The sequence below is a fragment of the Deltaproteobacteria bacterium genome (assembly GCA_013151915.1).
GTDB lineage: Bacteria > BMS3Abin14 > BMS3Abin14 > BMS3Abin14 > BMS3Abin14 > BMS3ABIN14.
Window position 1 is genome coordinate 13,001 of the sequence record JAADHJ010000023.1, and the last position, 26,562, is coordinate 39,562.

At 55.8% G+C, this 26,562-nt stretch carries 31 protein-coding genes; 24 read left to right on the forward strand and 7 right to left on the reverse strand.

The window, feature by feature from the left end:
* Nucleotides 1-59 precede the first annotated feature (59 nt).
* Entirely contained in the window at nucleotides 60-290 is a 231-nt protein-coding gene (locus GXP52_04930) for a NifU family protein (protein ID NOY86625.1), read from the forward strand.
* Between the two features lie 91 nt (nucleotides 291-381).
* Here GXP52_04930 and GXP52_04935 read toward each other — a convergent pair whose 3' ends face one another.
* Nucleotides 382-891: a ferritin family protein gene (locus tag GXP52_04935; GenBank protein ID NOY86626.1), complete on the reverse strand. Its 510-nt coding sequence runs from the start codon at nucleotides 889-891 to the stop codon at nucleotides 382-384.
* A gap of 90 nt (nucleotides 892-981) precedes the next feature.
* Between GXP52_04935 and GXP52_04940 the strand changes: the two genes are divergently transcribed.
* The 3 genes from GXP52_04940 (at nucleotide 982) to GXP52_04950 (ending at nucleotide 4,508) form a co-directional block, all read left to right on the forward strand.
* The gene (locus GXP52_04940; GenBank protein NOY86627.1) at nucleotides 982-1,878 is read left to right on the forward strand and encodes a M23 family metallopeptidase; all 897 of its coding nucleotides are present in this window, start codon (nucleotides 982-984) and stop codon (nucleotides 1,876-1,878) included.
* Between the two features lie 122 nt (nucleotides 1,879-2,000).
* Nucleotides 2,001-3,854 (forward strand): translational GTPase TypA, encoded by a 1,854-nt coding sequence (typA, locus tag GXP52_04945; GenBank protein NOY86628.1) that lies wholly within the window; start codon nucleotides 2,001-2,003, stop codon nucleotides 3,852-3,854.
* A gap of 72 nt (nucleotides 3,855-3,926) precedes the next feature.
* Nucleotides 3,927-4,508: a hypothetical protein gene (locus GXP52_04950; GenBank protein ID NOY86629.1), complete on the forward strand. Its 582-nt coding sequence runs from the start codon at nucleotides 3,927-3,929 to the stop codon at nucleotides 4,506-4,508.
* Nucleotides 4,509-5,017: 509 nt separating this feature from the next.
* Here GXP52_04950 and ptsP read toward each other — a convergent pair.
* Both ptsP and radC read right to left on the reverse strand, forming a co-directional pair.
* The gene (gene ptsP, locus GXP52_04955; protein ID NOY86630.1) at nucleotides 5,018-7,342 is read right to left on the reverse strand and encodes a phosphoenolpyruvate--protein phosphotransferase; all 2,325 of its coding nucleotides are present in this window, start codon (nucleotides 7,340-7,342) and stop codon (nucleotides 5,018-5,020) included.
* Between the two features lie 160 nt (nucleotides 7,343-7,502).
* The gene (gene radC, locus GXP52_04960; GenBank protein NOY86631.1) at nucleotides 7,503-8,132 is read right to left on the reverse strand and encodes a DNA repair protein RadC; all 630 of its coding nucleotides are present in this window, start codon (nucleotides 8,130-8,132) and stop codon (nucleotides 7,503-7,505) included.
* Between the two features lie 17 nt (nucleotides 8,133-8,149).
* On the opposite strand from radC, the gene GXP52_04965 reads away from it, so the two are divergent.
* From GXP52_04965 to GXP52_05055, 19 genes are all read left to right on the forward strand, one after another.
* The gene (locus GXP52_04965) at nucleotides 8,150-8,614 is read left to right on the forward strand and encodes a YjbQ family protein (protein NOY86632.1); all 465 of its coding nucleotides are present in this window, start codon (nucleotides 8,150-8,152) and stop codon (nucleotides 8,612-8,614) included.
* Complete coding sequence (locus GXP52_04970) at nucleotides 8,611-9,066, forward strand: hypothetical protein (protein ID NOY86633.1); 456 nt, start codon at nucleotides 8,611-8,613, stop codon at nucleotides 9,064-9,066. Before GXP52_04965 ends, GXP52_04970 begins: the two co-directional genes overlap by 4 nt.
* 258 nt (nucleotides 9,067-9,324) lie before the next feature.
* Nucleotides 9,325-10,764, forward strand: a complete 1,440-nt coding sequence (locus GXP52_04975) for an anthranilate synthase component I family protein (protein ID NOY86634.1) — start codon at nucleotides 9,325-9,327, stop codon at nucleotides 10,762-10,764.
* Nucleotides 10,761-11,348 (forward strand): aminodeoxychorismate/anthranilate synthase component II, encoded by a 588-nt coding sequence (locus tag GXP52_04980; GenBank protein ID NOY86635.1) that lies wholly within the window; start codon nucleotides 10,761-10,763, stop codon nucleotides 11,346-11,348. The genes GXP52_04975 and GXP52_04980 overlap by 4 nt, the downstream gene beginning before the upstream one ends.
* Entirely contained in the window at nucleotides 11,338-12,372 is a 1,035-nt protein-coding gene (trpD, locus tag GXP52_04985; protein ID NOY86636.1) for an anthranilate phosphoribosyltransferase, read from the forward strand. The genes GXP52_04980 and trpD overlap by 11 nt, the downstream gene beginning before the upstream one ends.
* A gap of 48 nt (nucleotides 12,373-12,420) precedes the next feature.
* Nucleotides 12,421-13,200: an indole-3-glycerol-phosphate synthase gene (locus tag GXP52_04990; protein ID NOY86637.1), complete on the forward strand. Its 780-nt coding sequence runs from the start codon at nucleotides 12,421-12,423 to the stop codon at nucleotides 13,198-13,200.
* On the forward strand, nucleotides 13,197-13,859 hold the full coding sequence (locus tag GXP52_04995) for a phosphoribosylanthranilate isomerase (protein ID NOY86638.1): 663 nt from the start codon (nucleotides 13,197-13,199) through the stop codon (nucleotides 13,857-13,859). Before GXP52_04990 ends, GXP52_04995 begins: the two co-directional genes overlap by 4 nt.
* A complete protein-coding gene (gene trpB / locus GXP52_05000; protein ID NOY86639.1) occupies nucleotides 13,846-15,030 on the forward strand; it encodes a tryptophan synthase subunit beta in 1,185 nt (394 codons plus the stop codon). The genes GXP52_04995 and trpB overlap by 14 nt, the downstream gene beginning before the upstream one ends.
* 3 nt (nucleotides 15,031-15,033) lie before the next feature.
* On the forward strand, nucleotides 15,034-15,828 hold the full coding sequence (locus GXP52_05005; protein NOY86640.1) for a tryptophan synthase subunit alpha: 795 nt from the start codon (nucleotides 15,034-15,036) through the stop codon (nucleotides 15,826-15,828).
* A gap of 213 nt (nucleotides 15,829-16,041) precedes the next feature.
* Nucleotides 16,042-16,974: a putative sulfate exporter family transporter gene (locus GXP52_05010; GenBank protein NOY86641.1), complete on the forward strand. Its 933-nt coding sequence runs from the start codon at nucleotides 16,042-16,044 to the stop codon at nucleotides 16,972-16,974.
* 153 nt (nucleotides 16,975-17,127) lie between these two features.
* Complete coding sequence (locus tag GXP52_05015; protein ID NOY86642.1) at nucleotides 17,128-17,361, forward strand: cytochrome B5; 234 nt, start codon at nucleotides 17,128-17,130, stop codon at nucleotides 17,359-17,361.
* 167 nt (nucleotides 17,362-17,528) lie between these two features.
* Nucleotides 17,529-17,909, forward strand: coding sequence for a hypothetical protein (locus GXP52_05020; protein NOY86643.1), 381 nt, complete (start codon nucleotides 17,529-17,531; stop codon nucleotides 17,907-17,909).
* 33 nt (nucleotides 17,910-17,942) lie between these two features.
* Nucleotides 17,943-18,515: a hypothetical protein gene (locus GXP52_05025; GenBank protein NOY86644.1), complete on the forward strand. Its 573-nt coding sequence runs from the start codon at nucleotides 17,943-17,945 to the stop codon at nucleotides 18,513-18,515.
* A 520-nt stretch (nucleotides 18,516-19,035) separates the two neighbouring features.
* Complete coding sequence (locus tag GXP52_05030) at nucleotides 19,036-19,782, forward strand: RNA methyltransferase (GenBank protein NOY86645.1); 747 nt, start codon at nucleotides 19,036-19,038, stop codon at nucleotides 19,780-19,782.
* Nucleotides 19,783-19,784: 2 nt separating this feature from the next.
* Nucleotides 19,785-20,315 (forward strand): TlpA family protein disulfide reductase, encoded by a 531-nt coding sequence (locus tag GXP52_05035; GenBank protein ID NOY86646.1) that lies wholly within the window; start codon nucleotides 19,785-19,787, stop codon nucleotides 20,313-20,315.
* Nucleotides 20,316-20,319: 4 nt separating this feature from the next.
* Nucleotides 20,320-20,676: a DUF3147 family protein gene (locus GXP52_05040; GenBank protein NOY86647.1), complete on the forward strand. Its 357-nt coding sequence runs from the start codon at nucleotides 20,320-20,322 to the stop codon at nucleotides 20,674-20,676.
* A gap of 9 nt (nucleotides 20,677-20,685) precedes the next feature.
* Complete coding sequence (locus GXP52_05045) at nucleotides 20,686-21,093, forward strand: NUDIX hydrolase (GenBank protein ID NOY86648.1); 408 nt, start codon at nucleotides 20,686-20,688, stop codon at nucleotides 21,091-21,093.
* A gap of 259 nt (nucleotides 21,094-21,352) precedes the next feature.
* Complete coding sequence (locus GXP52_05050) at nucleotides 21,353-21,835, forward strand: hypothetical protein (protein ID NOY86649.1); 483 nt, start codon at nucleotides 21,353-21,355, stop codon at nucleotides 21,833-21,835.
* A 288-nt stretch (nucleotides 21,836-22,123) separates the two neighbouring features.
* Entirely contained in the window at nucleotides 22,124-22,513 is a 390-nt protein-coding gene (locus tag GXP52_05055) for a hypothetical protein (protein ID NOY86650.1), read from the forward strand.
* 95 nt (nucleotides 22,514-22,608) lie between these two features.
* Here the strand turns inward: GXP52_05055 and GXP52_05060 are convergent, their stop codons facing one another.
* Nucleotides 22,609-23,028 carry a YjbQ family protein gene (locus GXP52_05060; protein NOY86651.1) on the reverse strand — a complete coding sequence of 140 codons (420 nt, stop codon included), beginning with the start codon at nucleotides 23,026-23,028 and terminating at the stop codon, nucleotides 22,609-22,611.
* Nucleotides 23,029-23,039: 11 nt separating this feature from the next.
* Nucleotides 23,040-23,240: a hypothetical protein gene (locus GXP52_05065; GenBank protein ID NOY86652.1), complete on the reverse strand. Its 201-nt coding sequence runs from the start codon at nucleotides 23,238-23,240 to the stop codon at nucleotides 23,040-23,042.
* Between the two features lie 373 nt (nucleotides 23,241-23,613).
* On the opposite strand from GXP52_05065, the gene GXP52_05070 reads away from it, so the two are divergent.
* Nucleotides 23,614-24,342, forward strand: coding sequence for a class I SAM-dependent methyltransferase (locus tag GXP52_05070; GenBank protein NOY86653.1), 729 nt, complete (start codon nucleotides 23,614-23,616; stop codon nucleotides 24,340-24,342).
* 110 nt (nucleotides 24,343-24,452) lie between these two features.
* Here GXP52_05070 and GXP52_05075 read toward each other — a convergent pair whose 3' ends face one another.
* Nucleotides 24,453-25,196, reverse strand: a complete 744-nt coding sequence (locus GXP52_05075) for a hypothetical protein (GenBank protein ID NOY86654.1) — start codon at nucleotides 25,194-25,196, stop codon at nucleotides 24,453-24,455.
* Nucleotides 25,159-26,433 carry a polynucleotide adenylyltransferase PcnB gene (gene pcnB / locus GXP52_05080; protein ID NOY86655.1) on the reverse strand — a complete coding sequence of 425 codons (1,275 nt, stop codon included), beginning with the start codon at nucleotides 26,431-26,433 and terminating at the stop codon, nucleotides 25,159-25,161. Before pcnB ends, GXP52_05075 begins: the two co-directional genes overlap by 38 nt.
* Between the last annotated feature and the right edge of the window lie 129 nt (nucleotides 26,434-26,562).

Here is a 26,562-nt window from a genome sequence, read left to right on the forward strand (position 1 = left end):
TGATTCGGGCCCGAAAATGAGGTATAATATCCGCTTAGGCGGGATGTCAGGAGGAGAAAATGGTTGACAGGGAAAAGATCAAGGAAGTCCTGGACAAGGTGCGCGTTTCACTCCAGGCGGACGGTGGAGATGCCGAGCTGGTGGAGATAACCGATGAGGGTCTCGTTAAACTCAGGCTGACCGGTCATTGCGCCGGATGCCCCATGTCTCAGATGACGTTGAAGGCCGGTATCGAGCGGGCACTCAGGGAGAACGTGAGCGAAAGCATCATCGTAGAAGGCGTCGCTTAAGTATCAAAGTAAGGGTGTATCGAAATAAGGGTGTAAAAGAGCAGGGTGCCTGGTGCTTAGTGCCTGGTGCTTGACACCTAGGAACCAGGAACTAGGAACCAGGAACTGTATTTTGCAGTTTTCCTTTCATTTCATAGAGCATCGCTACGTGGGCCCTTTCCTGGCGTTCCAGCTCTTCAACTGATGCCCGGTCGTCGGAATCCTCGATGATCCGGGCCATCTCCTGGAAGAAGGTCACCGACCGGAACTCGAAGTCCAGGGCCATGTCGATCCCTTCAACGGCAGTTGAGGTGGAGGCAGCCTTGGCCGCCGCGTCATCGGGGTTCTGAAAGATCCTTCTGGAGGCAAATGCCCTCAGGTAGAGAAGCTCCTGACTCGAGGTCGGGTACTCCAGATTCCCGTGCTTTTGCAGCGCGGACTTCAGGACCTTTTCGAAGTCCCTGATATGTTGGTGCTCGGCCGCCTCCAGGGTCTTAAACAGGCTTTTGGCCTCGCGGTCCCCCGACTGTTCCTTCAGGCGCTGGTAAAAAGCCACCCCCGACCTCTCGATATGGATGGCCATTTCGATGATCTCCTTAAGGTTGAAGGTCTGCTGGGACATAACCGCCCTCCTGTTCTGATGGACTTTGTGCGAGGTTGTCCGGTCTGATGTGGGAACCTGCATCCTCTTTTAAAAAGGTTAGCATGCTTCATGACTGCCCGTAAAGTTCACCTTTCAGCAGCGGCAATCTTCGTCGTCCTGGTCGGTTTGACCTTCCCGTCCGCCGTGGCCAGGGCCCTGACCTTTCGCCTGACCTGGGATCCGTCCATTGTTCGCCCCGGGGCGGTCGTTCCCATGATAGTTAAATCCCCGGTACCTCTCACCAGGGTCGAGGCGGTTGTGTCGGGAGAGCGTTTCCCGCTGATCCGGACCTCCACCGGAAACTACGTGGCCCTTGTAGGGATCGATCTTGGTATGGACGCCCCTGTCAACAGGGTTGAATTTTTCCTTTACATGAAGGGACGTGCGGCACCGTACCGGATGGTGGGCGACCTCAAGGTTCAAAGCAGGAAATTCGGCAGCCAGTCTCTCTCCCTTCCGGCCGGGATGGTTGATCTTGCCGGCAATACGTTGGAAAGGGTCAGGAAAGATTCGGGCCGGCTTCGGTCCGTCCTGGCGGAGCGAGTGGAGAAACGTTACTGGGAAAAACCGTTCGTCCTGCCTGTCAGCGGAAGAATCTCCACGCGTTTCGGCACCAGGCGCATCCTTAACGGAAAACCCCGCTCACCCCACAGCGGGATCGATATCGCGGCGCCCAGAGGCACCCCGATAGCAGCCGCCAACAGGGGAGAGGTGATCCTTGCGGCCGATCTGTTCCTTTCCGGCAATACCGTAGTTATCGATCACGGCTGGGGCCTGCTGACCATTTACGCCCACATGGATTCCATCTCTGTGAGGGAGCACCGGCTGGTCGACCGCGGCGACATCCTGGGCCGTGTGGGCTCCTCCGGCCGGGCCACGGGTCCTCACCTGCACTTCGGGGTTTTCATCAGGGGAGCGAAGGTGGATCCGGAACAGCTGCTTGACTTAACTTTCCCTTTACTGTAGCGTTCGTCCGCTTGCCGGAAAGGCCGTGTAATTTCACCCGATCTCATGACCGGCAGCGAAGGGGAAGCCATCCCCCGTTGAGGAAAATAGCTCGAAGAGACTTTTTTGCGAGGTTATCAAAAATGCAGGCCAATATCAGAAATGTCGCGATTATAGCGCATGTAGACCATGGGAAGACCACCCTTGTAGACGCCATGCTCAGACAGTCCGGGGTATTTCGGGACAATCAGGTTGTCGCCGAGCGGGTTATGGATAGCTATGACCTCGAGAGGGAGAGGGGAATCACCATCCTGTCGAAGAACCTCTCCGTACGGTTCGGGAACCTGAAAATCAACATCGTCGATACCCCGGGCCATGCGGATTTCGGGGGCGAGGTGGAGAGAATTCTCAAGATGGTGGATTCAGTGCTCCTCCTTGTGGATGCTTTTGAAGGTCCCATGCCGCAGACCCGTTTTGTCCTCAGGAAATCACTGGAGCTCGGGCTTAAGCCGGTGGTGGTCATCAACAAGATCGACCGTAAGGGCGCCCGTCCGCAGAAGGTCCTGGATATGGTGTTTGACCTCTTCTGCGACCTTTCGGCCAGCGACGAGCAACTGGATTTCCCGGTGGTCTACACCAGCGCCAGGGAAGGGTATGCCAGGCTGGAGCCTGACGACGAATCGGACACCCTGAAACCGCTCTTCGAGATGATCCGGGACCATGTTTCCCCTCCGGAGGGGGAGTCCAAAGCTCCATTCCAGATGCTGGTGGCCAACATCGCCTACGACGACTACATCGGCCGCATTGCCACCGGGAAGATATACAACGGCATCGTAAAGAGCGGCCAGGCTGTGACCCTGATCGCGAGAGACGGAACCTGTCGGACGGGACGTATATCCAGGCTTTTCGGATATGAGGGGCTCAAGCAGGTGGAGGTCCGGGATGCGGCCGTAGGTGATATCGTGACCGTTGCGGGTTTCGATGAGATCGGTATCGGGGAAACCATCGCCGACTCCGCGGAACCCGTGGCCATCGAATATGTGGCCATCGACGAACCCACCATCTCCATGAATTTCATGGTCAACACATCTCCCTTCGCTGGAGGTGAAGGTAAATACCTGACATCCCGCCAGATCCGGGACCGGCTCATGAAGGAACTGCGGTCCAACGTTTCACTTCGCGTAGAGGAGATGGAAGGCGCCGACGGCTTCAAGGTCTCCGGCAGGGGCGAACTTCACCTTTCCATCCTTATCGAAAACATGAGACGCGAGGGATTCGCTTTGGCCGTATCAAAGCCCGAGGTAATCCTCCGTGAGGTGGACGGCTGCCCCTGCGAGCCGATGGAACATCTTGTAATCGACGTGGACGAAAAATACCAGGGAACGGTCATCGAAAAACTGGGTCTGCGCCGAGGCGAAATGATTTCCATGGTGCCCCTGGACGGTGTCAACAGGCTGGAGTTCGTGATTCCCGCTCGCGGACTCATCGGCTTTAGAACGGAATTCCTGACCGACACCAAGGGAACCGGAATCATTTCCCACACGTTCCACAGCTACGCCCCCTTTCGGGGAGAAATTCCGGGGCGTAAAAACGGATCACTCATTGCTCTTGAAGATGGGAAAATGACCGCTTATGGGATTTTCGGCCTTCAGGATCGCGGGGTTTTCTTCATCGGTCCCGGTATGGAGGTCTACGGGGGAATGGTCATAGGGCGGCATAACAAGGATAACGACCTGGTGATTAACCCGTGCAGGGGCAAAAAACTTACCAATATGCGGGCTTCCGGAAGCGACGATACCGTCCACCTGACACCGGCCAGGGCGCTTTCTTTGGAACAGGCCCTGGAATTTATTAATGACGACGAACTGGTTGATGTCACTCCCAGATCGATCCGGCTGCGGAAGAAGTTCCTGAACGCCAACGATCGAAAAAAACAGTCCAGATCTCCCGAAGCGGCGTCGGTCCCGCGTGCCGCCGGAGGCGGGTCAGGTTCCTGAAAATTTTGTGCAGATCCCTTCTGTTTCATGCTATTTGATAGGCTGACGGAGCTGAGGTGACAGCGAATGCCCATGAGTCATCCAGGTAATGATACGGGCGCCGGGGCGGGTCAGGAGTTCCATTATCCGGGCAGTATAGGCCAGTATCTGCGGCAGGCATTCGTGAGCGTCAGCCTGGCATTCGCCCTCTCCTTTCTTCTAATCCTTCTTGTAATGATTGTGGACCGATTTTTTTTAAACGGCGAATACGTTAAGCCTGCTCATCTCGCCATGGTGACGGGGTTAGCCGCCCTTTGGGGAATGTTTGCGGTGCAGATGGCCTTGTCTCTGGCCCGTTTCAGCCTGGTGATAGAAAACGGGACACTGCTGGTTTACAGGGGGACCCGGACGGTATCAATCCCCTTTTCCGGCATTGTTTCGGTGGAGATCATGAGTAACCCGGCGTGGTGGGCCTTGAGAGCGGATTTAAAGCCGTTGAAGGATACCGCCCGTCACATGGTGAGGATAAATCGCGACGCCGGTCCGCCGGTTACTTTCGCGGGCGGTCTTGTGGGGGAGGAGAAACTGATCCAGCTGATCCAGATGAAAATTGATGACTTAGGCAAGAAGTCATCAATGCGCCCACTTGAGGGCGCACAAATCGAAGATTTGTGAGGAAAGTGAAAATGACATTTTTCGCTTCCCGTGGAGTAAAAAGCCATTGATGGATTTTTTACGACCCTGCCAAACTGGACGCCGGCCAGGTGTCCCGGCAGTGGTTTCCCTTGACAGGGCCGGGATGCATGTGTAAACTTTCACACTAGAGGTTGTAAGCCTCTCCAACGGGGGGGACCCGGGATGGTTCAGGCTGTCCCGGGTTTCTTTAATTCAGTCCAGAGTCGCGGTGTCCAGAGTCGAAAGTCCAGAGTCCAGAGTAGAATAACGGGTCAAAAGTGGAAAAGCCGACGTTGAGACACAGGTAACAAAGAGATGTCATTGCGCTTGTCCCGTCGAAGCTTTAGCGAAAACGAAAGCGACTGAAAAGAGCGCGGTAGTCTCATGAATGTTGGCGGGATCGCGTCGTATGAGATCTGCTCGCGATGACAAAGCCATCCGTTACCCGTGTCCTGACTGCGCCCTTGGAATTTCACACTCTGGACTTTCGACTCTGGACTCATAGGACCCTATTGTTCCGTGGAAACGGCCTCTCTGGGCGAGAAGTAAACCTGCGTTCTGATCATCGTCTCGAACCGGGAAAGAATCCGGCGGACCTCAGAAGATGTACTCGCCTTGATAGCCCTTCGCGCTGCTCTCTGGCAATCCTGATGTTTGATAAGGCGGATAGATCTTTTGACGAGCGGGATTGCGGCCGCGTTCATGGACAGGTCCGTAACTCCCAGGCCGAGGAGGAGGGGGGTCCAGAGGGGAAGGGAGGCTATCTCGCCACACACACCAACCGGGATGCCGTTGTCCCTGGCTGCCTTGGTCGTCATCTGAATGAGGCTGAGAACGGCCGGATTCATGGGATCATACAGGTGCGCCACCTTCCTGTTGTTCCTGTCGACGGCCAGCGCATACTGAGTGAGATCATTGGTACCGATGGAGAAGAAATCCACCTCCTTGGCCAACCTGTCGGCAAGGTGGGCCGCGGCCGGGATTTCGATCATTATGCCAATGGGAACTCCAGACCTGTGGGGAACCCGTGACGCATCCAGTTCCCGTATCGATTCCCCGATAAGGGTTTTTACCCGGTGGACCTCCTCCATGGATGAAATCATTGGTATCATGAGGTTCACGGAACCGTGGACTGCCGCCCTCAAAATGGCCCTGATCTGAATCTTGAAAATATCCACCTTCTCCAGGCACATGCGAATTGACCGCCAGCCCAGGAACGGGTTTTCCTCCTTGGGTATCTTAAGATATGGGACGTTCTTGTCACCCCCTACATCCAGGGTCCTGATGGTCACCGGTTTGCCCATGGCCCCCTCCACCATGCGGCGGTAGATCCTGTACTGTTCATCCTCCTCCGGGATCATATTTCTGGCCAGGAAAGGAATTTCGGTACGATACAGCCCGATCCCCTCCGCCCCGTAAAAGGAGGTAAGCTTCAGGTCGGAAATCAAACCAACATTCGCGAGGAGCTCAACCCGGTAACCGTCCAGAGTTACCGCCGGAAGATCCTTTTCGCGCACCAATTCCACCATGTGGCGGTTGTAGTCTTCCGTAAGACGCCGGTATTCCTGAACAACGTTTTCATCCGGATTGACGTAGACAGTTCCCGTGTTCCCGTCAACGATTATGAAATCACCGGGATGTACGATGTCGAGGATTTCGTCGATTCCCACAACGCAGGGAATACCCATGGATCTCGAGAGGATGATGGCGTGTGAGGTGTGCCCCCCACTCGCCGTAGCGATCCCCTTAACCTTCTGTCCTGCCAGATTGGCGGCATCTGATGGAGTTATCAGGCGTGACAAAAGGATCCCTTCTTCCTCAATGAACAGAGTGTCGTCCGAAGCCGAACCGGATAACAGCCTCATCAGCCGGCGCCCCACATCCTCGATGTCCACTCCCCTTTCTTTCAGGTAAGGGTCGTTGATGTTGTCGAAGCTGTTGAGGTATTCCGCGACGACGGTTTTTACTGAGTAAAGCGCCGTGTACCCTGAGGAGATAAGGTCATCTACTTTCTGTGTAAATCCCTGATCCTCGATCATCATCAGGTGGATGTTGAAGATTGCCGCGTCTTCCTCTCCGAGTTGCTCATGGATACGGCTCTGAAGCTTTTCGATCTCGGCCCTGGCTTCTCCTACGGATTTATCGAAGAGTTTCCGTTCCTGATCAGGGTTCTCGGAGAGTTCCTCCATAATGTAGTGAATGTCATCAGAACCCTCCAGGATTATGGCCGTTCCCATGGCGATGCCTGGAGTGGCGGGGGTGCCGTGCAGCAGCTTGGATTGATGAACAGGTTCCGCAACCGGCTCCAGGGCCACAGTGCCCATTGAAAGGCCATTCAGGAGGCGGGCGTTGACGACGACACCCGCCACCTGTCCCGCAATGGTATTGAACAGTTGAAGTTCCTGCTTGGTGTAGGACCGCTCGCCTTTGTCCTGAACCACGAGAACCCCTATGGGGTTACGCCGGCTGATGAGGGGAACTCCCAGGAATGTGTGGTAGTGTTCCTCCCTGGTTATGGGAAAGTATCGGAAACGCGGGTGCGTCTCGGCGTTTTGCACCACGAGTGGCGTCCTGGTCTCAAAGACGAGCCCTGTCAGTCCCTCACTGGGCTTCATCTTGACCTTTCCGATGGCATCGCCTGAAAGCCCTTCACTGGCGACCAGGGCAAGATGGTTCCGCTCCTCATTGTAAAGGTACAGCGAACAGACATCGGTGTGCATCTCCCGTTTAACCAGGGAGACGATATTGTCGACAGTCCCCTTGAAATCGTGAGATTCCCCGATTAACCTGCTGATATGTTCCAAAAGACTGATCTGATCCCTGGTGGGGCACACGTCAGGTTTGCCTCCGATTAAGCGCAGTGCGAAAATGTTCCCGCGGTTGGACCGGCTGGACCGGCTGGATTGATCTACAACCTATAGATTTTATCATATTTGCAGGTGAGAATTCCACACCCCGGTTTTCCCCTTGCTTCTTCCCCTGAAAGGGAGGGAACTAAAGTTCGCCGGAATCGGAAAAGGAGTAGTAGGAGGATACCGTGATGACCAGATGGTCGAGAAAACGGATACCCATAAGGGATGAAGCCCTGGCAATCCGATCGGTGAGGGACCTGTCGTCGGTGGAAGGGGTTGGGTCGCCGGAAGGATGGTTGTGCAGGCAGATGATACTCGCGGCAGCGTGCCTGATGGCGGGTTTGAGGATATCCGCAGGACTGACGTGAACCGTGTTGACGGATCCGACAGCCGTTGTTTCTTCCGAGATGATCCTGTTCCGGCTGTTGAGCGCCAGAACGACAAAATGCTCCTGTTCCCTGATGCCGGCCTTGAACCTGAATAGTTCAAAGATGTCCCGGCTGCAGCTGATGATTCTGTCCCCCGTTCGAGGAGTGCTTACAATCTCGAGGAGTCGGGGCAGGGCAAGAATGGTATTTGCCCTTGACGGGCCCATGTACCGCACATCCATTAAACTTTTGCGGTCGGTGCGCAGAAGCTCGATCAGGGAATATCGGCTCAATACCGTTTCGGCTGCCCGATGGCCGATAAGGGATTTCAGGACGCATAATTCCTGCCTTCCCGGGTGTCTTTCGTCATTTGACTTGGGAATGGATTTTTTCTTCTTCATCATATATAAATCTATTCAAGATGGGTGCCACTGAGCGGTGTTACATATGTTTTCCGGCTTTTATTGAAGTCATCACCTCAAAGGAAATGGACGTGGTTGATCTGACAGCCGATCTGAAAGAGAAGATCAAGGCGTCAGGTGTCTTTGATGGTGTCGCTACCCTTTTTGTGGCCGGTTCCACAGCCGCCCTCACCACAATTGAGTTTGAGCCCGGGGCCGTCAATGACCTGAAAAAAGCCCTCTCCAGGCTTGCCCCGGAGGGTCAAAAATACGATCATGATTCCCGGTGGGGGGACGGAAACGGAAGATCCCACGTCAGAGCCGCTCTTCTCGGACCCTCCCTCTCGATACCCATCAGAGAGGGTGAAGTCGTACTGGGTACCTGGCAGCAGGTCGTTCTTGTGGAGTTGGACCTCAGGAGCAGAAACCGTCTCATCTATGTCCACGTATCCGGTACTGTCCCCAGTCCAGTATCGGTCCCGTGAGATTCCTCGATTCCACTGAGCTTGAGAAGATCCTGAAATTCCCGGTACGCCCGGACGGCCAGGTCTCGGGGAGCCTTATCACCATGACCCTTTGTGATGTCCACCAGATTATGGGAGAGGCGGAACTCGGGCCGGACGATGCCGGTACCAAGGAAGCCAGGCGAATCAAGCGGCCTTCCCGGCGTTCGACCGGTGAGGAAATCGGATGGTGGGATCTGGGACAGGGCGCCTATTGGATCACATACAACGAGAGGGTGGAAATTCCTCCCGACTGCGTCCTCGTCATCCAGCCCCATAAACGGATTCTGAGTAACGGTGTGTGGCATCCTGCGGTTTTGATCCGTGATTGGGATAAAGAGATGGAGGGGATGCTTTTGACCGTTTCATCCAGGGGAATAAGGGCGAGCGAAAACACGGTAATATCATGCGGTTTTGTCCTTCAGGTGGACTGACCCCATAAACAACGGTGTTGACAGGATAATATTTATCTGTTAGCAGGGAGAACCATGGATAGATTGTTTGCGAAAACCAGAAATGTTGTCTCAGCCGGTTATTGGTGGTGGCGGGTAGATTCTGCAAGGGGGGCACTGCGCCGCTGATCCGGTAAATTTATATTCCGAAATTCAGGCCGCGGGTTCTCCATGAACCCGCGGCCTTTTTTTTAATGGGGCCGTGGGTAAACCCGGCCCCATTTTTATACGGAGGATGACATGAATACGGCAACCGCTCATAGAGTGCAGGGCATGTGTTTGAAATGCGCCTACAGGGAACTTCCCTTCGAACTGGGCGAAATGCCCGAGCTGGACAGGGCTCTGGGTCCGCTGGGGCCCATAGGCTTTCTGGAAAGCCGGGAGGGAACGGAGAAGTGGGCCCGTTACGGCATCGCTGCGGCCCGTCCCCTGTTCGCCCTTGAAGGTTCGAAGAATCGGTACATCCTCAGGGATTTGGAGGGAAACGTTACGGAAGGTTCCGCGGAGGACCCCCTCGTCCTGCTTCGTTCTTTGGAGCCCAACGGTTATGTCCCTGCAGGGCTTTCCTCCTTCCGGTATGTCGGCGGGTGGATCGGTTGCCTGGGATACGAAGCGGCTGAACGTTTCGAGGGGATACCCCGCGCGGAGATCGATGATCTTGATCTGCCCGACTATGCCTTCTTCATTCCATCAATTCTCATTTTAAAAGATGCCGTTCAACGGCGGCTGGTATTGGTGGCGTGGGCCCGTGATGGCGAGAGGGCTGAGGAACTGATCACCATGGCCCGGTCCCTTCTTCCCGAACATCTGGAAGAGCCGTCGGAAGATCCCCCCGAAACGCTGCTTCGAATAGCGGAATCTTCCTGTACAAAAGACCGGTTTCTTCGGGATGTAGCCAGGGCCAGGAATTTTATCAACGATGGTGAATTGATACAGGTGGTCCTTTCCCGTCGATGGGAGGTATCCCCGTCCCCGCCGCCGGAGGATGTCTATCGGTCCCTGTCGAGCCTGAACCCGTCTCCATACCATTTCTATCTTCGCTTCCAGGGCGGGGTCCTGCTGGGCGCGTCACCGGAACTACTCGTCAGGAGGGAGAACGACACACTGACCGTACGGCCCATCGCCGGGACCAGAAGACGGGGAAGCAACAGGGAGGAGGACCTTGCCCAGGCTGCCGATCTTCTTGCTGATCCCAAGGAACGGGCCGAACATATCATGTTGGTGGATCTGGGCAGAAACGACCTCGGAAGGGTTTCGGCCTCCGGATCCGTGGAAGTCACCCGAAGGATGGAAGTCGAGTCCTTTTCCCACGTTATGCACCTCGTTTCGGAGGTTCGTTCATATATAGCTACGGGCAAAGATTCATATGACACCCTTCGTGCCACCTTTCCGGCGGGTACCGTCTCCGGGGCGCCCAAGGTGAGAGCCATGCAGGCCATTTCGGAGATGGAGCCGGTGGTCAGAGGGCCCTACGCCGGGGGCGTGGGGTATTTCGATATCAGGGGGAACATGGACTTCTGTATCACGATCCGATCGGTCTTCTTTTCCGGGGAACGCGCTTTCGTCCAATCGGGAGCGGGAATCGTTGCGGATTCCGTGCCGGAAAGGGAGTGCGATGAAATACAGGCGAAGGCGGAAGCCATGTTTCAGGCCTTCGGGAATGTGGAGGTGCTCCCATGATCCTGATCCTGGATAACTACGATTCGTTTACCTACAACATTTATCAGGCTGTTAGCACCCTGGATCCGGAAGTAATGGTTATGAGAAACGACGAGTTGACCCCGGATGAACTGGAGAAGATGCCATTGAGCCACATAGTGGTGTCTCCGGGCCCGGGCCGCCCGGATGGGGCAGGAATCAGCAAGGAGGCCATACGTCGGATGGCCGGGAGAGTACCGATTCTCGGGGTATGTCTCGGGCACCAGGCCATCGGCGAGGTTTTTGGGGGAGAAGTGGTCCACGCATCCCGCATTATGCATGGGAAGTCTTCAGCCATCATCCATGGGGGAGATGGAATTTTCGAGGGCCTCCCCGTCCCGTTCGAGGCGATCCGTTATCATTCCCTGGCCTTGAGCGGGATGAGCATCCCCCGGATACTTGAGGTCACCGCGACGGCGGATGACGGGGAGATCATGGGAATTCGACATCGCCGGATGACCGTGGAAGGGGTTCAATTCCATCCCGAGTCCTTCGGCAGCCAGGGAGGAATAACGATCTTCAGGAACTTTCTGAAACTTGAAGGAGGGATGCGTCATGATGCGTGAAATACTGGCCCGAGTGACAAACGGGGAAAATCTGGACACCGAATCCATGGCTGCCGCAGTCAGCACCATTATGGATGGAGAGGTCTCTCACACCCAGATGGGAGCGTTCCTGACGGCCCTGAAGGTTCGGGGAGAGACGGAAGAGGAGATCGCCGGAGCGGCCATGGCGCTTCGGGACCGGTCGGTTCCATTTCCCGGCGGAGATCCGGGCGATGCCCTGGATACCTGCGGGACAGGCGGGGACGGAGCCGGAACGATCAACGTATCCACCCTCGTTGCCCTGACGGCGGCGGGTGCCGGTGCCAGGGTGGCCAAGCATGGAAACCGTTCCGTTTCCAGCAGGTGCGGCAGCGCCGATTTGCTGGTGGCCCTTGGGGTCAGAACCGACGTGTCTCCCCATGTGGCTTCCCGGTGTCTCCATGAGACCGGGTTCGCCTTTCTGTTTGCCCCAATCTACCATCCTGCCATGAAGGCGGTGGCCCCGGTGAGAAAGGATCTTGGATTCCGAACACTTTTTAACCTTATCGGCCCCCTTTGCAATCCAGCGGGGGTCAAAAGGCAATTGTTGGGAGTTTTCAGCGTGGAACTGGTACCACTAATGGCCGGCGTACTATCCAGGCTCGGAACGAAAAGAGCCATGGTTGTCTCTTCAAAGGACGGTCTGGACGAGATCTCCGTCAGTTCTTCCACCACCGTCGCCGAGGTCATTGAAGGAGGAGGGGTCAGGATGAGGACCCTGGAACCCGAAGACTACGGGATCAATCGGGCGAAAAAGGGCGTTCTCAAAGGAGGCACGCCCGAGGAAAACGCCGCGATCTCCCTGGAGATACTTCAGGGCGGCAACGGACCTGTGAGGGACGCGGTACTGCTCAATACGGCCGCGGCCCTTGAAATGGCCGGCGTCGCGGGGGATATGCGCGAGGGCCTTGATCTCGCAGCCCACTCCATAGACCGTGGGTTGGCCATTGGAGTGCTGGAAAGGGTGAGGTCGATAACTAATGATGACTTCGCGAGAAATCATTAACGCGCCCCCGATGGGCGCGCAAATCGAAGATTTGCAAGGAAAACGGATATGAAAAACAGTTTTCTCGAAACGGCCGGTAAATCGGCGGCTGTTAATACCTCCGTGTGGAAGAAACGCTTCCGGCAGGCGGAAATCCAGGGACCGATATCCAGGCCTCCCCTTCTTCCCGGAAATGGCGCCGGGTGCGGCATTATCGCCGAGGTCAAGCTGAAAAGCCCGTCCCGTGGGGCGCTCATCGACATGCCTCATGCTCTGGATCTGCCTGGGATATACGAGTCAGGCGGCGCCGAGGCGGTGAGCGTTGTCGTGGAGGAGCGTTATTTCGGTGGGTCGCCGGAGCTTTTCATGAAAATTGCCGCCGGAACGCGGCTTCCACTCCTCTGGAAAGACTTCGTCGTTGATCCTTTCCAGGTAGAACTGGCGGCCGGACTGGGTGCTTCGGGCATCCTCCTTATCGCGGGCCTGCTCAGGGGCACATCCCTGCCGGAGATGATCGAGAGGAGCCGGCGTGAGGGTCTGCGGCCCTTGGTTGAGGTGCACGATGAGGATGAGCTTTCCGCGGCTCTTGACGGAGGCGCCGACCTCATCGGGGTAAACAACCGCAATCTGGCGACCCTGGAGGTGGACACCGGCCTTTCCGAAAGGTTGGCCCCTTTTATCTGTGGCCCGGTCCAGGGCGTCGCCGAGAGCGGCTTTCGCCTGGCGGAGGATATCCGGAGAATGAGGGATCTTGGTTACAGGGCGGTCCTGGTCGGGGAGGCGCTGATCAGATCCACGGGATCAGAGGGAAAATTGGGCGCCATGGTCGGTGCCGGGAGGACAGGATGAAGCCCTCGCTGAAGATAAAGATTTGCGGTTTTACAAGGGTTGAAGATGCCCTTGAGGCGTGTGCCCTTGGGGTGGATCTGTTGGGTTTCAACTTTGTTCCGGGGAGCAGCAGATACCTGAGCCCCTACTCCGCCAGGGCCATTTTTGAAGAACTGCCGCCCTTCGTTGACAAGGTCGGAATATTTGCCGGGGAGGAAGTGAACGTGGTCAACGACCTTTTTACCTTTCTTGATCTCGACGCGGTTCAGCTGCATGGGGATGAGGACAGGGAATACTGCCGCAAGGTCAAGGCGCCTTTCATTAAGGCGGTGCGGGTAGGAGAAAACCCCCGCGACCTGGAGGGGCTGGAGGATTTCGGTGCGTGCGCATACCTCCTGGACGCCATGGTGGACGGAAAGCTGGGTGGAACCGGCGCCGTCTTCAACTGGGATCATGCCGTGGACATCTGCAGGCGGCACAGGGTTTTCGTTGCCGGGGGGTTGTTCCCCGGCAATGTGGCCTGCGCGGTGAAAAAACTGATGCCCTACGGCATTGACGCCGCCTCCGGGGTGGAGTCGTCGCCTGGGATCAAGGACAGCGTACTTATGGAAAAATTCGTCAGGGAAGCCAGATGCGCTTCCATGGGAAACGGGGGAGGCTGTCGAAATGTCGCATGTTAGCTTGCCGGACGCCAAGGGGTTTTTCGGTGCTTTCGGTGGACGGTTTGTTCCCGAGATCCTCGCCCCGGCCGTCGATGAATTGAATGCCGCTTTTCAGAAGGCCCGGAAGGATGAAGCGTTCCGACAGGATCTCGCTGCCGTTATGCGGGACTTTTCCGGACGTCCGACCCCCCTGACCACCGCGGTACGGTTTGCCGGCGCAGGGCAATCCTTTGTGCTCGAGCTGAAAAGGGAGGACCTGAACCACACCGGGGCCCACAAGATCAACAACACTCTCGGGCAGGTCATGCTGGCCGTCAGGATGGGGAAAAGCCGGATTATCGCGGAGACCGGGGCCGGGCAGCACGGTGTTGCCACTGCTACGGCCGCGGCGTTGTTCGGTTTGCCTTGTTCAGTTTATATGGGAGTCGAGGACATTCGCAGACAGGCCCCCAACGTGGAGAGGATGCGGCTCCTCGGCGCCGGGGTAATTCCAGTGGATAAAGGTTCCGGCACACTGAAAGACGCAGTCAATGAGGCTATGAGGGATTGGGTTAGACACGTAGAGGATACTTTCTACGTCCTGGGGTCGGCAGTAGGCCCCCACCCCTACCCCCTCATGGTTCGTTATTTCCAGTCCGTCATCGGAACGGAAGCGCGCGAACAGTTCCAGAAAAGATACGGGGAGCTTCCATATATGCTGGTTGCCTGTGTGGGCGGCGGAAGCAATGCGGCCGGACTTTTTTATCCGTTTCAAAGAGATGCAGTGTTAATGGTGGGGGTTGAGGCCGGAGGGATGGGCACAGGCCCTGGGCAGCACGGTGCCTCACTGGGCATGGGAAGCCCGGGGATCTTCCACGGGAGTCTCAGTTACGTGCTCCAGGATGATGACGGTCAGATTATCCCGGCCCACTCCGTATCGGCGGGCCTGGACTATCCCGGCGTAGGGCCGGAGCACAGTTTCTGGAAACAGAACGGGCGCGTTTCATACCACAGTGTCAGTGATGAAGAGGCCCTTGCGGCGACCCGTCGGTTCACAAGGGAGGAGGGCATCCTCCCCGCCCTCGAATCGGCCCATGCCCTGGCCTGGATATTCAGAAACAGTGAGAAACTCGCCGGGAAAAAGGTCCTGTTTTGTCTTTCCGGCAGGGGCGACAAGGACATGGAAGCCCTGTTGGATGAGAGGAGTTGACAGGTGAAAAGGCTTAGAGATGTCTTTTCAGAAAGACGAAAGCCGCTCGTTATTTTCCTTACCGCCGGCTTTCCCGGCCCGGGTCGGGATGAGGAACTTGCCCACGCGGTTTTGGATGCCGGAGCGGATATCATAGAGCTTGGATTTCCCTTTTCCGATCCGTTGGCCGACGGTCCCCTGATCCAGAAGGCGTCAGGAATGGCCCTGGCCGCCGGGATGACCTTGAAAAAGACGATGGATTTGGCGGGGCGTCTGAGAAGGGAAAATGCCGGGGTTCCCATCATCCTGATGGGCTATGCCAACCCGGTATACCATATGGGCTACAGGGATTTCGCCGGGCGGGCGAAGGAAATGGGAGTGGATGGGGCGATAATCCCGGATCTTCCCCTGGAGGAAGGCCGGCCGCTGCGAAATGAGTTGGCCGCCGGGAAGATGGCCCTCATTCCCATGGCCGCCCCCAATACCCCGTCCGGCAGGCTGACCGAGATCTTGAGGAACGGCTCCGGGTTCCTTTACCTGGTTTCCATGGCCGGCCTGACGGGAGACGTATTTCAGGCCGACGCCCCATGGCGACAGTCGGCATCCACAGCCAGGGAAAGTGGGGCGCTTCCCGTCTGTGTCGGGTTCGGAATCCGGAACGGACAGGATGCGGCCCGGGCGGCGGAATCTGCCGATGGTGTAATTGTCGGCAGCGCGGTAACCGCGAGGATTCTTGACGCCCCGGATGACAAAAGCGCTGTTAGAAATGTTGTAAATCTGGTAAGGGAACTGAGGGCTGGGATGGATAGCGCCACCTGAGGGGCAGTTCCCTGAGACGGCGTTATTGAAGTATCGAGGTGTTTTAAACCCAAGGTCCAAGGTTGATGACTTCGTAAAAAGCCATTAATGGACTTTTTGCGACCCTATCAACGTCCAACGTCCAATGTGAAAAGCAGCCAGATCCCAAACCCTAAACCCTGCCGAAGGCTAGATCCCGCCGAAGGCTAGACCCTGTTTTCAGAGGAGTTTGACATGCCCAGGCCCTTTCCGACTAAGGGGCTTTTCGTCCTGCTGCTTGCCGCATGTGCCCTGCCGATCGTACCCCCTGCCGCGGCCCTGGCCGCCGGGATCGCCATCGGCGTCCTGGGCGCCAACCCATGGCCGAGCCGCACATCGCGATACAGCAAATCCTTGCTGCAGATTTCTGTAGTTGGGCTCGGTTTTGGACTCAGCCTTGGGGAAATCTGGGTCACTGGGCGGGAAGCCGCACTCTACACTATCATCGGGATCACGCTGACCCTCCTTACAGGCCGGGCGCTGGGAAGACTCTTCGGCGCTGAGAAGAACACGACCTGGCTGATCGCCTTCGGCACTGCCATCTGCGGAGGCAGCGCAATCGCGGCCATGGCCCCGGTGCTCCGCTCGAAGGACGAGGATACAGCGGTGGCGCTGGCCACCGTCTTTACCCTTAACGCGACAGCGCTCCTCCTCTTCCCTCCGATCGGACGCATGCTGACCCTGAATCCACAACAGTTCGGACTTTGGGCCGCTCTGGCCATCCACGATACCAGCAGTGTTGTCGGGGCCGCCAGTGCCTTTGGGGGCGGGGCACTGGCCATCGCCACCACGGTAAAGCTTACCCGGGCCGTCTGGATCATGCCCTGCGCCATGGGGGCCGCCTGGTTAAAAAAATCCGAGGGTAAGATCGCGTTTCCCCTTTTCATCATCGGCTTCATCGCGGCCGCCACCCTACGAACCTTCCTGCCCCAGTGGGAGGGGGCCTGGGCCGGCCTTTTCGCCCTGGCCAGGCAAAGCCTGGTCGTCACACTGTTTCTCATTGGCGCTGGTCTTAGCCGAACCGTCCTCAAACGGGTTGGCCCCAGGCCTTTTGCATTGGGGATTTGTCTTTGGCTGATCGTGGCTGGGACCACGCTGGCCGCTATTCTTTACCGGTGGATCGGGTGAAGATCCTGATCGCGCAACGCTCCCGACACTGAGCCGGGAACAGTAGAAACCGGGAGTTTGGAATATGCCTCCCATGGACTTTCCCCGAACCATGCAGCATAATATTGCGTCAAAGGGAATTTCGGTTCCCAACCGCATAAAAGGGGACAGGGGATGAAGACATTTACGAAGGAAGAACTGGCCCGGTTTGACGGAAAGGACGGGCGTTCCGCATACGTGGCCTACATGGGAAAGGTCTACGATATGACCGGGACACCCGAATCCGAGCATGGCGATCATTTCGGCCATCCCTTCGGCGTGGACCTTACGGTGGAACTGGATGACGCTCCTCACGATGACAACCCCCTGTTCAACCTTCCTGTTGTGGGAATCTACCGGCAGGATTGACCACGCCCGCGTCTGCTTTTTCGTCCCTGCCCGCTCCTGCTTTCCAGATGCGAAGCTGCGGTGAGATAAGGTTTTCCACCTCCCCGCTTCTGTGGTAGATTGCAGGAAGTCCGGACGAAGAGTCCGGAGAGAAGCTTCACTTTGAGAATAGAAGGAGGATTTAAATCATGAGAAAAACTTTCCTTCTGTTTGCCGCCCTTTCCCTGCTCCTGGCCTTGCCCCTTGCGGCCTGGGCACAGGGCAAAACCGCCCGGCTGGTGGGCTACGAAAAAGCAGGTTTCGTTACCGGGGAGATCGACCTTTCGGCCGACGGCAGCATGGTTAAGGTGAGGAATTTAAAGAGCGTCTACAAGCAGCCTTTGGAACTTTACCTGACCAAAGGGTTTGACTATCAGGACAGCGTGAAGATTGGCCTGATCCCCGCCGGATCACACGGTGATATGAGCTTCGATGCCCCTGCCCCTCCGGGGGACCTGGAAAGCATGGACTCCGTGATTCTCAAGGTTCCGGAATGGGCGGTGCCGGTGGCTCTCGGCCTCCTTCGGTAGCCTTCCGACCGGCGGTAACCGGCCCGGTTTCACATGAGTTATCTATCGGGTATATATGTTCTTGAGGACGCCGCGTTCCTGGCCGACGCCCTGGCCGCGGGAATAAGCCGGATCGGTTGCCGTGTTCATGATACGGCGCCGGGCGGTGAGGTCTCGCCAAAAAAAGATACCGTCGAGGTGTCCATTACAAACTGGCGTGATGGGTGGTCCCACATCCGGCTCTTTGGGGATGTGGACGGCACAGGATATGTCGCGGACCATCTGGTCGTTCAAACTCCCCGGGAAAAAGTGATCTTCTGTCGCTATGAACCTGGCCTGGGGGAGTTTTCCTATTCCTGTTTGCATGTGGGACAGGAGGTGGAACGTTTCAGCTGCGATGGGCCGGGCCTGGAGTCCATCGCGTTTTATTCGGACCTGCGTAAGATGCCGGTGACAGGCATGGTCAACGTAAGGGCATTTATGAAGGATTCTTTGACCGCTCAGGGATTGGGACCTCGCCCTGAAGGTTCAGTCCGTACCGACCCTTCAATAATTTATTTTTCCCCTCCGGCGAAGTCTTCCCTGATAAGAAAACTTCTTGGGACAATGTGGCCCGATATGCCTTGAGCTTGCCATCTAAAACCGGCGAGTTATACTATAAGTGAAGGCTGCCCGGGAGGTCCGGAAACGCTTTGCAATGTTGAGCGTTGAGTCGGAATCCGGTTCTCCAGCCCGTCGGCACAGCTCCCCTCCATTCAAATCGGCCACCCGCTGTGCCGGGGTTTCCCATAAAGGGCAGCCTTTTTTGTGTGGTCAGGCCGTGATCTTCGGCATATCCCTGATTAAATCCTCACATCCCGCATGGTTTCGCAGAGAAGATCTAAAACCCATAATAGTGGATGATACCTTTAGGCACCTTTGGAAATTGTCTTCTCTCTGTTATACTGCCCCACGGTGTCTTGGGTGCGTAACATTGATAGGGTCGTAAAAAGTCCATTAATGGCTTTTTACTCCACGGAAAGCGAAAAGTGTCATTTTCACTTTCCTCACAAATCTTCGATTTGAGCGCCCTTCAGTGGGCGCGTTGATGACTTTTTGCGAAGTCATCAACTTTTATGCTTTAAACCCCGTTTCAGTGAAGGAGGTTATGGAATCGGATAATTCCCTGGAAAGAATCCATGTTATCCTTCGTCGCCCCCGTTACGGCGGCAACATCGGTTCGGTGGCCAGAGCGGTCAAAAATATGGGCCTCGGGGGATTGGTAATCGCAGGCGCAGACGACTACATGGAGTCCGAAGCACGGATGATGGCGGCATCGGCCGGCGATGTTCTCGATTCAGCCAGGGTTTGCGATAGTCTGGAAGAGGCCGTTTTGCCCTATTCTGTCGTTCTGGGGGTTTCCCGCAGGGTAAAGAGCAGCCGCCGCAGGATCATGGACCCAAGGGAAGCGGCGCGATTTGTCATCCGTGAGTCGGAGAACGAGAAGACCGCCCTCGTATTCGGACCCGAGGATTCCGGCCTTTCAGCGGAGGAACTGGGCATATGCCATGGGATAGTGTCAATCCCGGCAGCTGCCGATTATCCGTCCCTGAACCTCTCTCAGGCGGTAATGGTGCTCGCCTATGAACTGAGAATGGATCTGGCGGAATCCGAGCGGAAGGTCAGATCGTTCGGGAGCCCCTCAGCTGATGAGTTCCAATCTATGCTCAGGCAGATAGAATCCGTCCTGGATGACACGGGGTTCACTATCAGGAACCCTGCGAGCCAGGTCGTGGTGCACCTGAGGGAGATACTGACTAAGGGCGTAAAAACATCCCAGGATGCCAGAATAGTAAGAGGTATATTCAGGCGGATCGCATGGGCGCTTGGAAACAGGGGGAATAAGGGGGGATAACGATGATGAAAAGAGTCAGCTTTCTCGCGGTGGGCACCTTGCTGTTGTGCCTGGTGGTTGTTTTCCGGTCTGTTGTACCGGCCGGCGCGGCGTTGGTTCTGACCGGCGAGAAAGCTCCCCTGTTTACCACCAGGACCCTGGACGGACAAACATTTGACCTGAAGGACCATATCGGCAAAAAGGTCATCCTCCTGAATTTCTGGTCGGTATTCTGCCGGGATTGTCTCAGCAGAATCGAAGCGTTAAACAAGATTCACGATCTTTTTCAGGAAAGGGATTTCGAACTGCTGGGCATTGCCGGTGACCCGCCTACGAAAAAGATGCTCGAAAAGGTAAGGCGGTACGCAGTCAGGATGCACTATCCGGTGATTCTCGATCCGGATCTTGAGATTTTTCAGAGCTATGGTGTGGAGATAATCCCATTCGCGGTCCTGATAGACAGGGACGGGACTGTTGTCATGGCCATTGAGAGCCTTGATCCGGGACCTCTTAAACAGATTTCCAACGCCATCGATCGTCTTACGAGGAGGTAGATCCATGCCGCACTCAGCTTTTTTCCTGGTCAAAGTGGTCCTCTCCGCTTTCATCATCGCAGGGGTCAGCGAGGTGGCCAGGCGCCTACCCTCTCTTGGGGGACTGATTGCGGCTATGCCGCTCACCACCCTTCTGGCCCTCATATGGCTTTACACTGAAACCGGTGATTATCAGCTGGCAGCCTCCTTCACCCGGTCGGTGCTGTTCGGGATCATCCCCACGATCTTCTTTTTCGTCACCGCCCTGTACCTGTTTCGAAAGGGAGCGACATTTGTGGTGGTCCTGTCCGGCAGCTTTGTCGTCTTCACCATCGCTGCTGTAATACACCAGATCCTTCTTCCCAACCGGGTTCCGGGCTAGGGTGTTCCGTTGACCTGCGGCCGGCCACACAGAAATCCTGTTCCAACTGTGGATACCATCATTCAACTCGATGGGGGCGGAATTGTCCTCATAAAGAGGAAGAACCGGCCCCAGGGTTGGGCTCTGCCCGGTGGATTCGTGGATTATGGCGAGACGGTTGAGCACGCGGCGGTTCGGGAGGCGAAGGAAGAGACGGGATTGGAAGTCGAACTGGTACGTCTCCTGGGCGTCTACTCCGATCCATCCCGGGATTCCAGACAGCACACCATCTCCACGGTTTTCGTGGCCAGGGCTTCCGGAACCCCGGTGGGGGGGGACGATGCCGCCGAGGCCGCCGTGTTCAACGAAAACGACCTGCCGACAGAGATCGTCTTCGACCATCGGAAGATCCTCGATGATTATTTTTCAACGAAATAATCCCGCGAAATCTCCAGGATAAACCCTGTATACAAACTACCCACCCGGCAGTCCGGTACCGTGGAAAAAGGTGACACCCCGTTCCGGTCATGCCCCATCGGTATTTAAAAAATCCTTTTAATTTCAATGTGTTGAAAACATTTTCCATGCCATAGGGATTTTGGCACAGCCCGTGCTCTATGGATAACAAAATGGATGGCAAGTGGGTAATGAGACCCAAGGGAATCCAAGCCGAAAGGCGAAAGCACGGGAGGAAAAAATGAAAGGGAAAATGATTCTAGTGACGGTACTGAGTGTGACCCTATTTGCTGTAAGCGCCGGTCTTGTACAGGCCTACGGCGGAAGATCCGGGGGTAGTGATAGTAATGCCGGTTATAGCTCCGGCTACGGATGCCAGAACCCCGGCAGCGGCCGTGGTTCTGGCATGATGGGCTATGGCTCGGGAATGATGGGCTCCGGCGGCATGCGCGGGCACATGGGCGGGGATGGCGACGGTGAACGCGGAGATCGCCACTGGTATGGATTCGACCGCAAAGATCAGCGCAATGCCAATATCACCCAGGACGAGGCCAAGGCCATGATCGAGCTGCGCGTCAGCCGGAACCCCTACATCCAGGTCGGTAAGGTCGCGGCCAACGAGGACGGTTTTGAGATACAGGTGGTCACCAAAAAGGGCGGCGATCTGGTCAATAGACTCCAGGTTGAGAAGAGCAGCGGCAGGATTTTCCCCATCGTCGAATAATCTACCGTTAACTCCAGGAACCGAAAACGGGAGAGGCAAGCTTGCCTCTCCCGTTTTCGGTTCCTGGTTCAACGTTCAACGGAGTGCAGTCAGGTTTAATTCCAGGTGCTCATTTCCAGGATGACCCTGAAGCTTCGGATACGTTCCCCAGATACGACGCCCACTCTAGTAAACCCGGTTTGTTCCTGATAAGCTTTTCCTGGATAGTCATTGCTCTTCTCCTTTCTGAATGAGTTTGGTGACTCCTTTTGTGGTTGATATGGCCGTTACGTGAAAGGGGGAATAATCATGACAAAATCTACCAAAAGTTGTCCTCATTGTGGATCAACTACCCATCAAAAGAGAGTAGCAGATGAACCCAAGCAAACCGCAGATGCGAAGTTAAAGAAAATCAAGCGTGAATGCTTGATAATGGTTGCCATATGGCTTGGTTTATTGGTTGTTGTAATCACCAGTGGACTTTTAACTACGAATCCCAATAATAGCCGGTCTTCTTACACGCCTTCTACTACCAATCCCGATTGTTACATAATCGGATATAGATTCGCCAAAGCCGCTGCCCTCGCGGCAAAAGGTATGGATTCCGGTCCTGATGGAAATCTTGGTATTCCCGATAGTTGCCAGGATGATCCCAGGACAGACAGCGGGATAGCTGACGGGGCGGCATCCGTACGGTAAAAAATCTATTACTTTCAGGATCCTCCTGGAAATGAGTCCCTGGATGAGGACCATATTCCACCATCTGTCATCGCGCCTGTCCCAGAGTCCTGCCCCTACTCCCCTATGATTTTAACTAAAACCCGTTTCCTCCTTCGTCCGTCGAACTCACCATAGAAGATCCTCTCCCAGGGGCCGAAGTCCAGCCGCCCGCCGGTGACGGCCACCACAACCTCGCGGCCCATGACCTGGCGCTTGAGGTGGGCGTCGCCATTGTCCTCCCCGGTGCGGTTGTGCCGGTACCGGCCGATGGGCTCATGGGGAGCCAGCGTTTCAAGCCATTTCTCGTAGTCCTCGTGGAGGCCGGATTCGTTATCGTTGATGAACACCGATGCCGTGATGTGCATCGCGTTAATCAGTATTAAACCCTCTTTGATGCCGCTCTCCCGAAGGCATTCCTCAACGTCAGGTGTGATGTGGATGAATGCCCTTCGTGTAGGAACGTCAAACCAGAGTTCTTTCCGATAGCTCTTCATAATCCTCCTCCTTAACCCCAATTCTCGGTGTTGTAATCTACGCTTTTATCCCAGCACTCCTTCGAGCAGAAGTAGACCGGGTTTAAGGAACAGCATACGGCGGAAAAGCTGGACTGGTACGGTTCACCCTCTATCTCTTTTCCACACTCCTCGCACCGCATCTCAACGGCACAGGCGTTCTGAAACATCGAAGGGCTGAAATTCCTGGACATGGGTCCTCCCCTTTCATCTCTATTGCCGGCTACTACATTAGGCTTTTCTAATATAACGCTGCCGGCGCGGGTGTCAAGGGTGTGCACGCCTTTCGACTTCACAACCGTTTGATGGTAAGTTGCTGCTGCTGCCAGGCACAGTTGTAATTTGTAATAATAATGTTGAACATTGATAGGGTCGCAAAAAGTCCATTTATGGCTTTTTGCTCCACGGAAAGCGAAAAGTGTCATTTTCACTTTCCTTACAAATCATGACTTACAACGCAAGTCATTGATTTGGGCGCCCCTCAGTGGGCGCATTGATGACTTTTTGCGAAGTCATCAACATTGAACCAACCGTAGCTCGAAGAGCGAAGGTGAAAGGAAAGCGAACATGGCGGATTTTTCTGATTCGAACTGGGCTGATTCTGAATTTTCCAGGGAATACCTGGACCACGCGGAGGCCTACCTGCCGTTCAGGGGGGTCATGATTGATCTCATGAGATCCCACTGCCTGCATTTCATCAAGGGTCAGGGCAAGGTCAGGCTCCTCGATCTCGGCTGCGGAGACGGAATCATCACCCATGCCGTTTCCGCCGGCATACAGGATCTGGAGGCCACTCTGGTTGACGGATCACGGGATATGCTCGACCTGGCCTCGGAGCGGTTCTCCGGCCGGGAGGGTTTTTCCTTTCTAAAGGCCAGTTTCCAGGAACTGGGGAGCGGAGACCTCCTGCAGTTCCACTTCGATCTCGTTGTGTCCTCCTTGGCCATCCATCATCTCGATGCTGCGGAAAAGGAGAGCCTGTACCGCAATATTTTCGGGTGGCTTCGTGGGGGAGGGCATTTCATCAACCTTGACTCTATCCTCGGGCCTTCCGCCGAACTTGAGGACTGGTACATGGTTCTCTGGAAGGAGTGGATTGACCAAAGGAGGGCGGAGGGTAAAACGGACAGGGATTACTCCGACATAATCAGGCGGTACAAGGAAAACCCCGACAACCGTCCCGACCCCCTCTTCTCCCAAATGGCCGCCCTGAAGAAAACCGGGTTCGAGCAGGTGGACTGCTACTATAAATATGGAGCTTTCGCCGTCTTCGGCGGCCGGAAGCCCGCTGGCTGATCCATGACTCCATGCAGGGGCTTCCCCTCCACAAACCTGGTCACCACTACCGCCTCCAAGGCAGATAGATTGCCGTGAACGTCCGCAAGCACAGCGATTCTCACCTTCTGTCACCGGTCCCGCAAATGCCGGAGTAATTTCCTGCAGATCCCCCTCACCATCTTCGCTTCCTGTTCTGTAGGGGCCGCCCTGTTGATAAAGGATCTCACCGCGTGCATCATGTGGGCGGGGTTGTCCTCCCATAGAAATCCCGCTTCCGTAAGAGTTTCCCGGATATGCGTATACATCCCCTCCATGGAATCGAACGCGGCCGGCGTCTGGAGGGGTTTATTCTCTTCCGGGGTGGCGGCCGTCATTATCTGAAAAAGGGTTAATATGGCGGCGTGGGAAAGGTTGTAGCTTGAAAGACTGCCTGCGGAGGGGATGGTTACGACCATTTGGCACAAGGCGAGCTCCCCGTTGGAAAGCCCGGTGTTTTCAGGGCCGAAGAGAAGAGCAACGCCGGTTAATACCGCCCTGGAGAGGATGGCGGGGGCAGCCTCGGCAATCTCAATGGGGGCCCAGTATTTCCTGTCCCTCCCCGTTGTTCCTACGACGAAACCGGGTGCCGCCAGGGAAAGGGACTCGGCCAGGGAGGCGCATTTAGGGGCATTTTCAAGGATTCCGACGGCTGAAACGGCCACTTTGCCCGCCGTACCCCAGTCCTCGGTTTCGGGGGAGGAGATGATGAGCCTTGAAAAGCCGGTATTCGCCATTGCCCTCGCCACGGACCCGATATTTTCAGGGGTTGCGGGACGGTGAAGAATAACCGTTACCCTATCGAGGGATTGAAGGCTGGTTTGGCGACGGTCCACGCCTTCTCTTTCTCCTTCTTTTTGGGCGGGGTGCCCGGTCAGGAACCCCCTTGCCGATCTCTTTCCAGGAACTGATAAGATTCCTTCCCTCCTGCGTCCCGCCTGCTATCATCTCGAAGAGTGACAGGGCATCTAGGAAATACGATTTGCGGAGGATCGCCTGCCGGCTGTAGCGACGGTCTCCCAGGGCGAAGAAACGGTGCTGCGCCGCCAGTGACTGGCGTATGGTATCACGAATCTTTCTCGGGATCTGGATTCGCTCGGCGATGGGAGAGAGGACTTCCCGTGCCGATTTCAGGTGGTCCGGCCTGTGCAGCCCGGTGATTCCGGAATGATAGAGGGGATAGACAAGGACGGCTATCGTCAGCCATGGTTTCAGGATCGTGCCATCCCGGCCGTATTGATCAAGGCGGGATAGAATGTCGAGATATTCATTCAACCCGGCTTTCCGTATGTGGCTGTTGATCTCCGGCAGTATGGATTCGACGAGGCCGATCTGGTGCAGGAGAGAAAGCGCGGCCCCGCTGTTTCCCCTGTCCATCATACGTACGATCTCTTCCAATATCCTTGGAACGGCTCCATCCCAGATTTCATTCCTGAGGGTGGAGATGCCCGCGGCACTGGCTGCGTCCAGCGAAAAGCCCAGAAGAGAGGCAAACCTCACCGCCCGGAGCATCCTGATGGGGTCCTCCCGGAAACGGATAATGGGATCCCCGATGCAGCGGATGATTCCGGCCTTCAGGTCGTTTAGTCCGTCCAGATAGTCGATAATGGAAAAATCGGCGATGTTGTAGAAAAGAGCGTTGACGGTAAAGTCCCTGCGTGATGCATCCTCTTCCGGTGTCCCAAAGGTGTTGTCTGACCTTATTGGACCATCTTCAGTGTTAAACTCGGATATGGTCCTGAAGGTCGACACCTCGATGATCTTGCCGCCGCGGAAATAGATGTGAGCAAGGCGAAACCGGCGGCCTATGAGGCGGCAATTGGAGAAAAGCTTTCGAATCTGGGTTGGATGGGCCGAGGTGCTGATATCGAAATCCTTGGGTTTTCTGCCGAGAAGAAGGTCCCTGACCCCTCCTCCCACCAGGTAGGCGATGTGCCCGTGATGGTGCAGCCTGTAAAGGACCTTGAGAGCATCAGGATCGATATCCTTTCGGGAGATGTTGTGGTCCGGCCGGCTGACGATGACCGGATGGGATGCGGACGAGGGATGTTCTTCGGAGTTTGACATTGCCATACCTTAATATTTTTTCCGTCTCCGGTTGTCAAGGATTTGGGAAGACAGGTACATGGTTCCAGGTCCATTGACAGTATTAAGTTCGTGGTTACTTTTAGAGCGTTCCGCTGTTATTGGAAAGACGTTGAT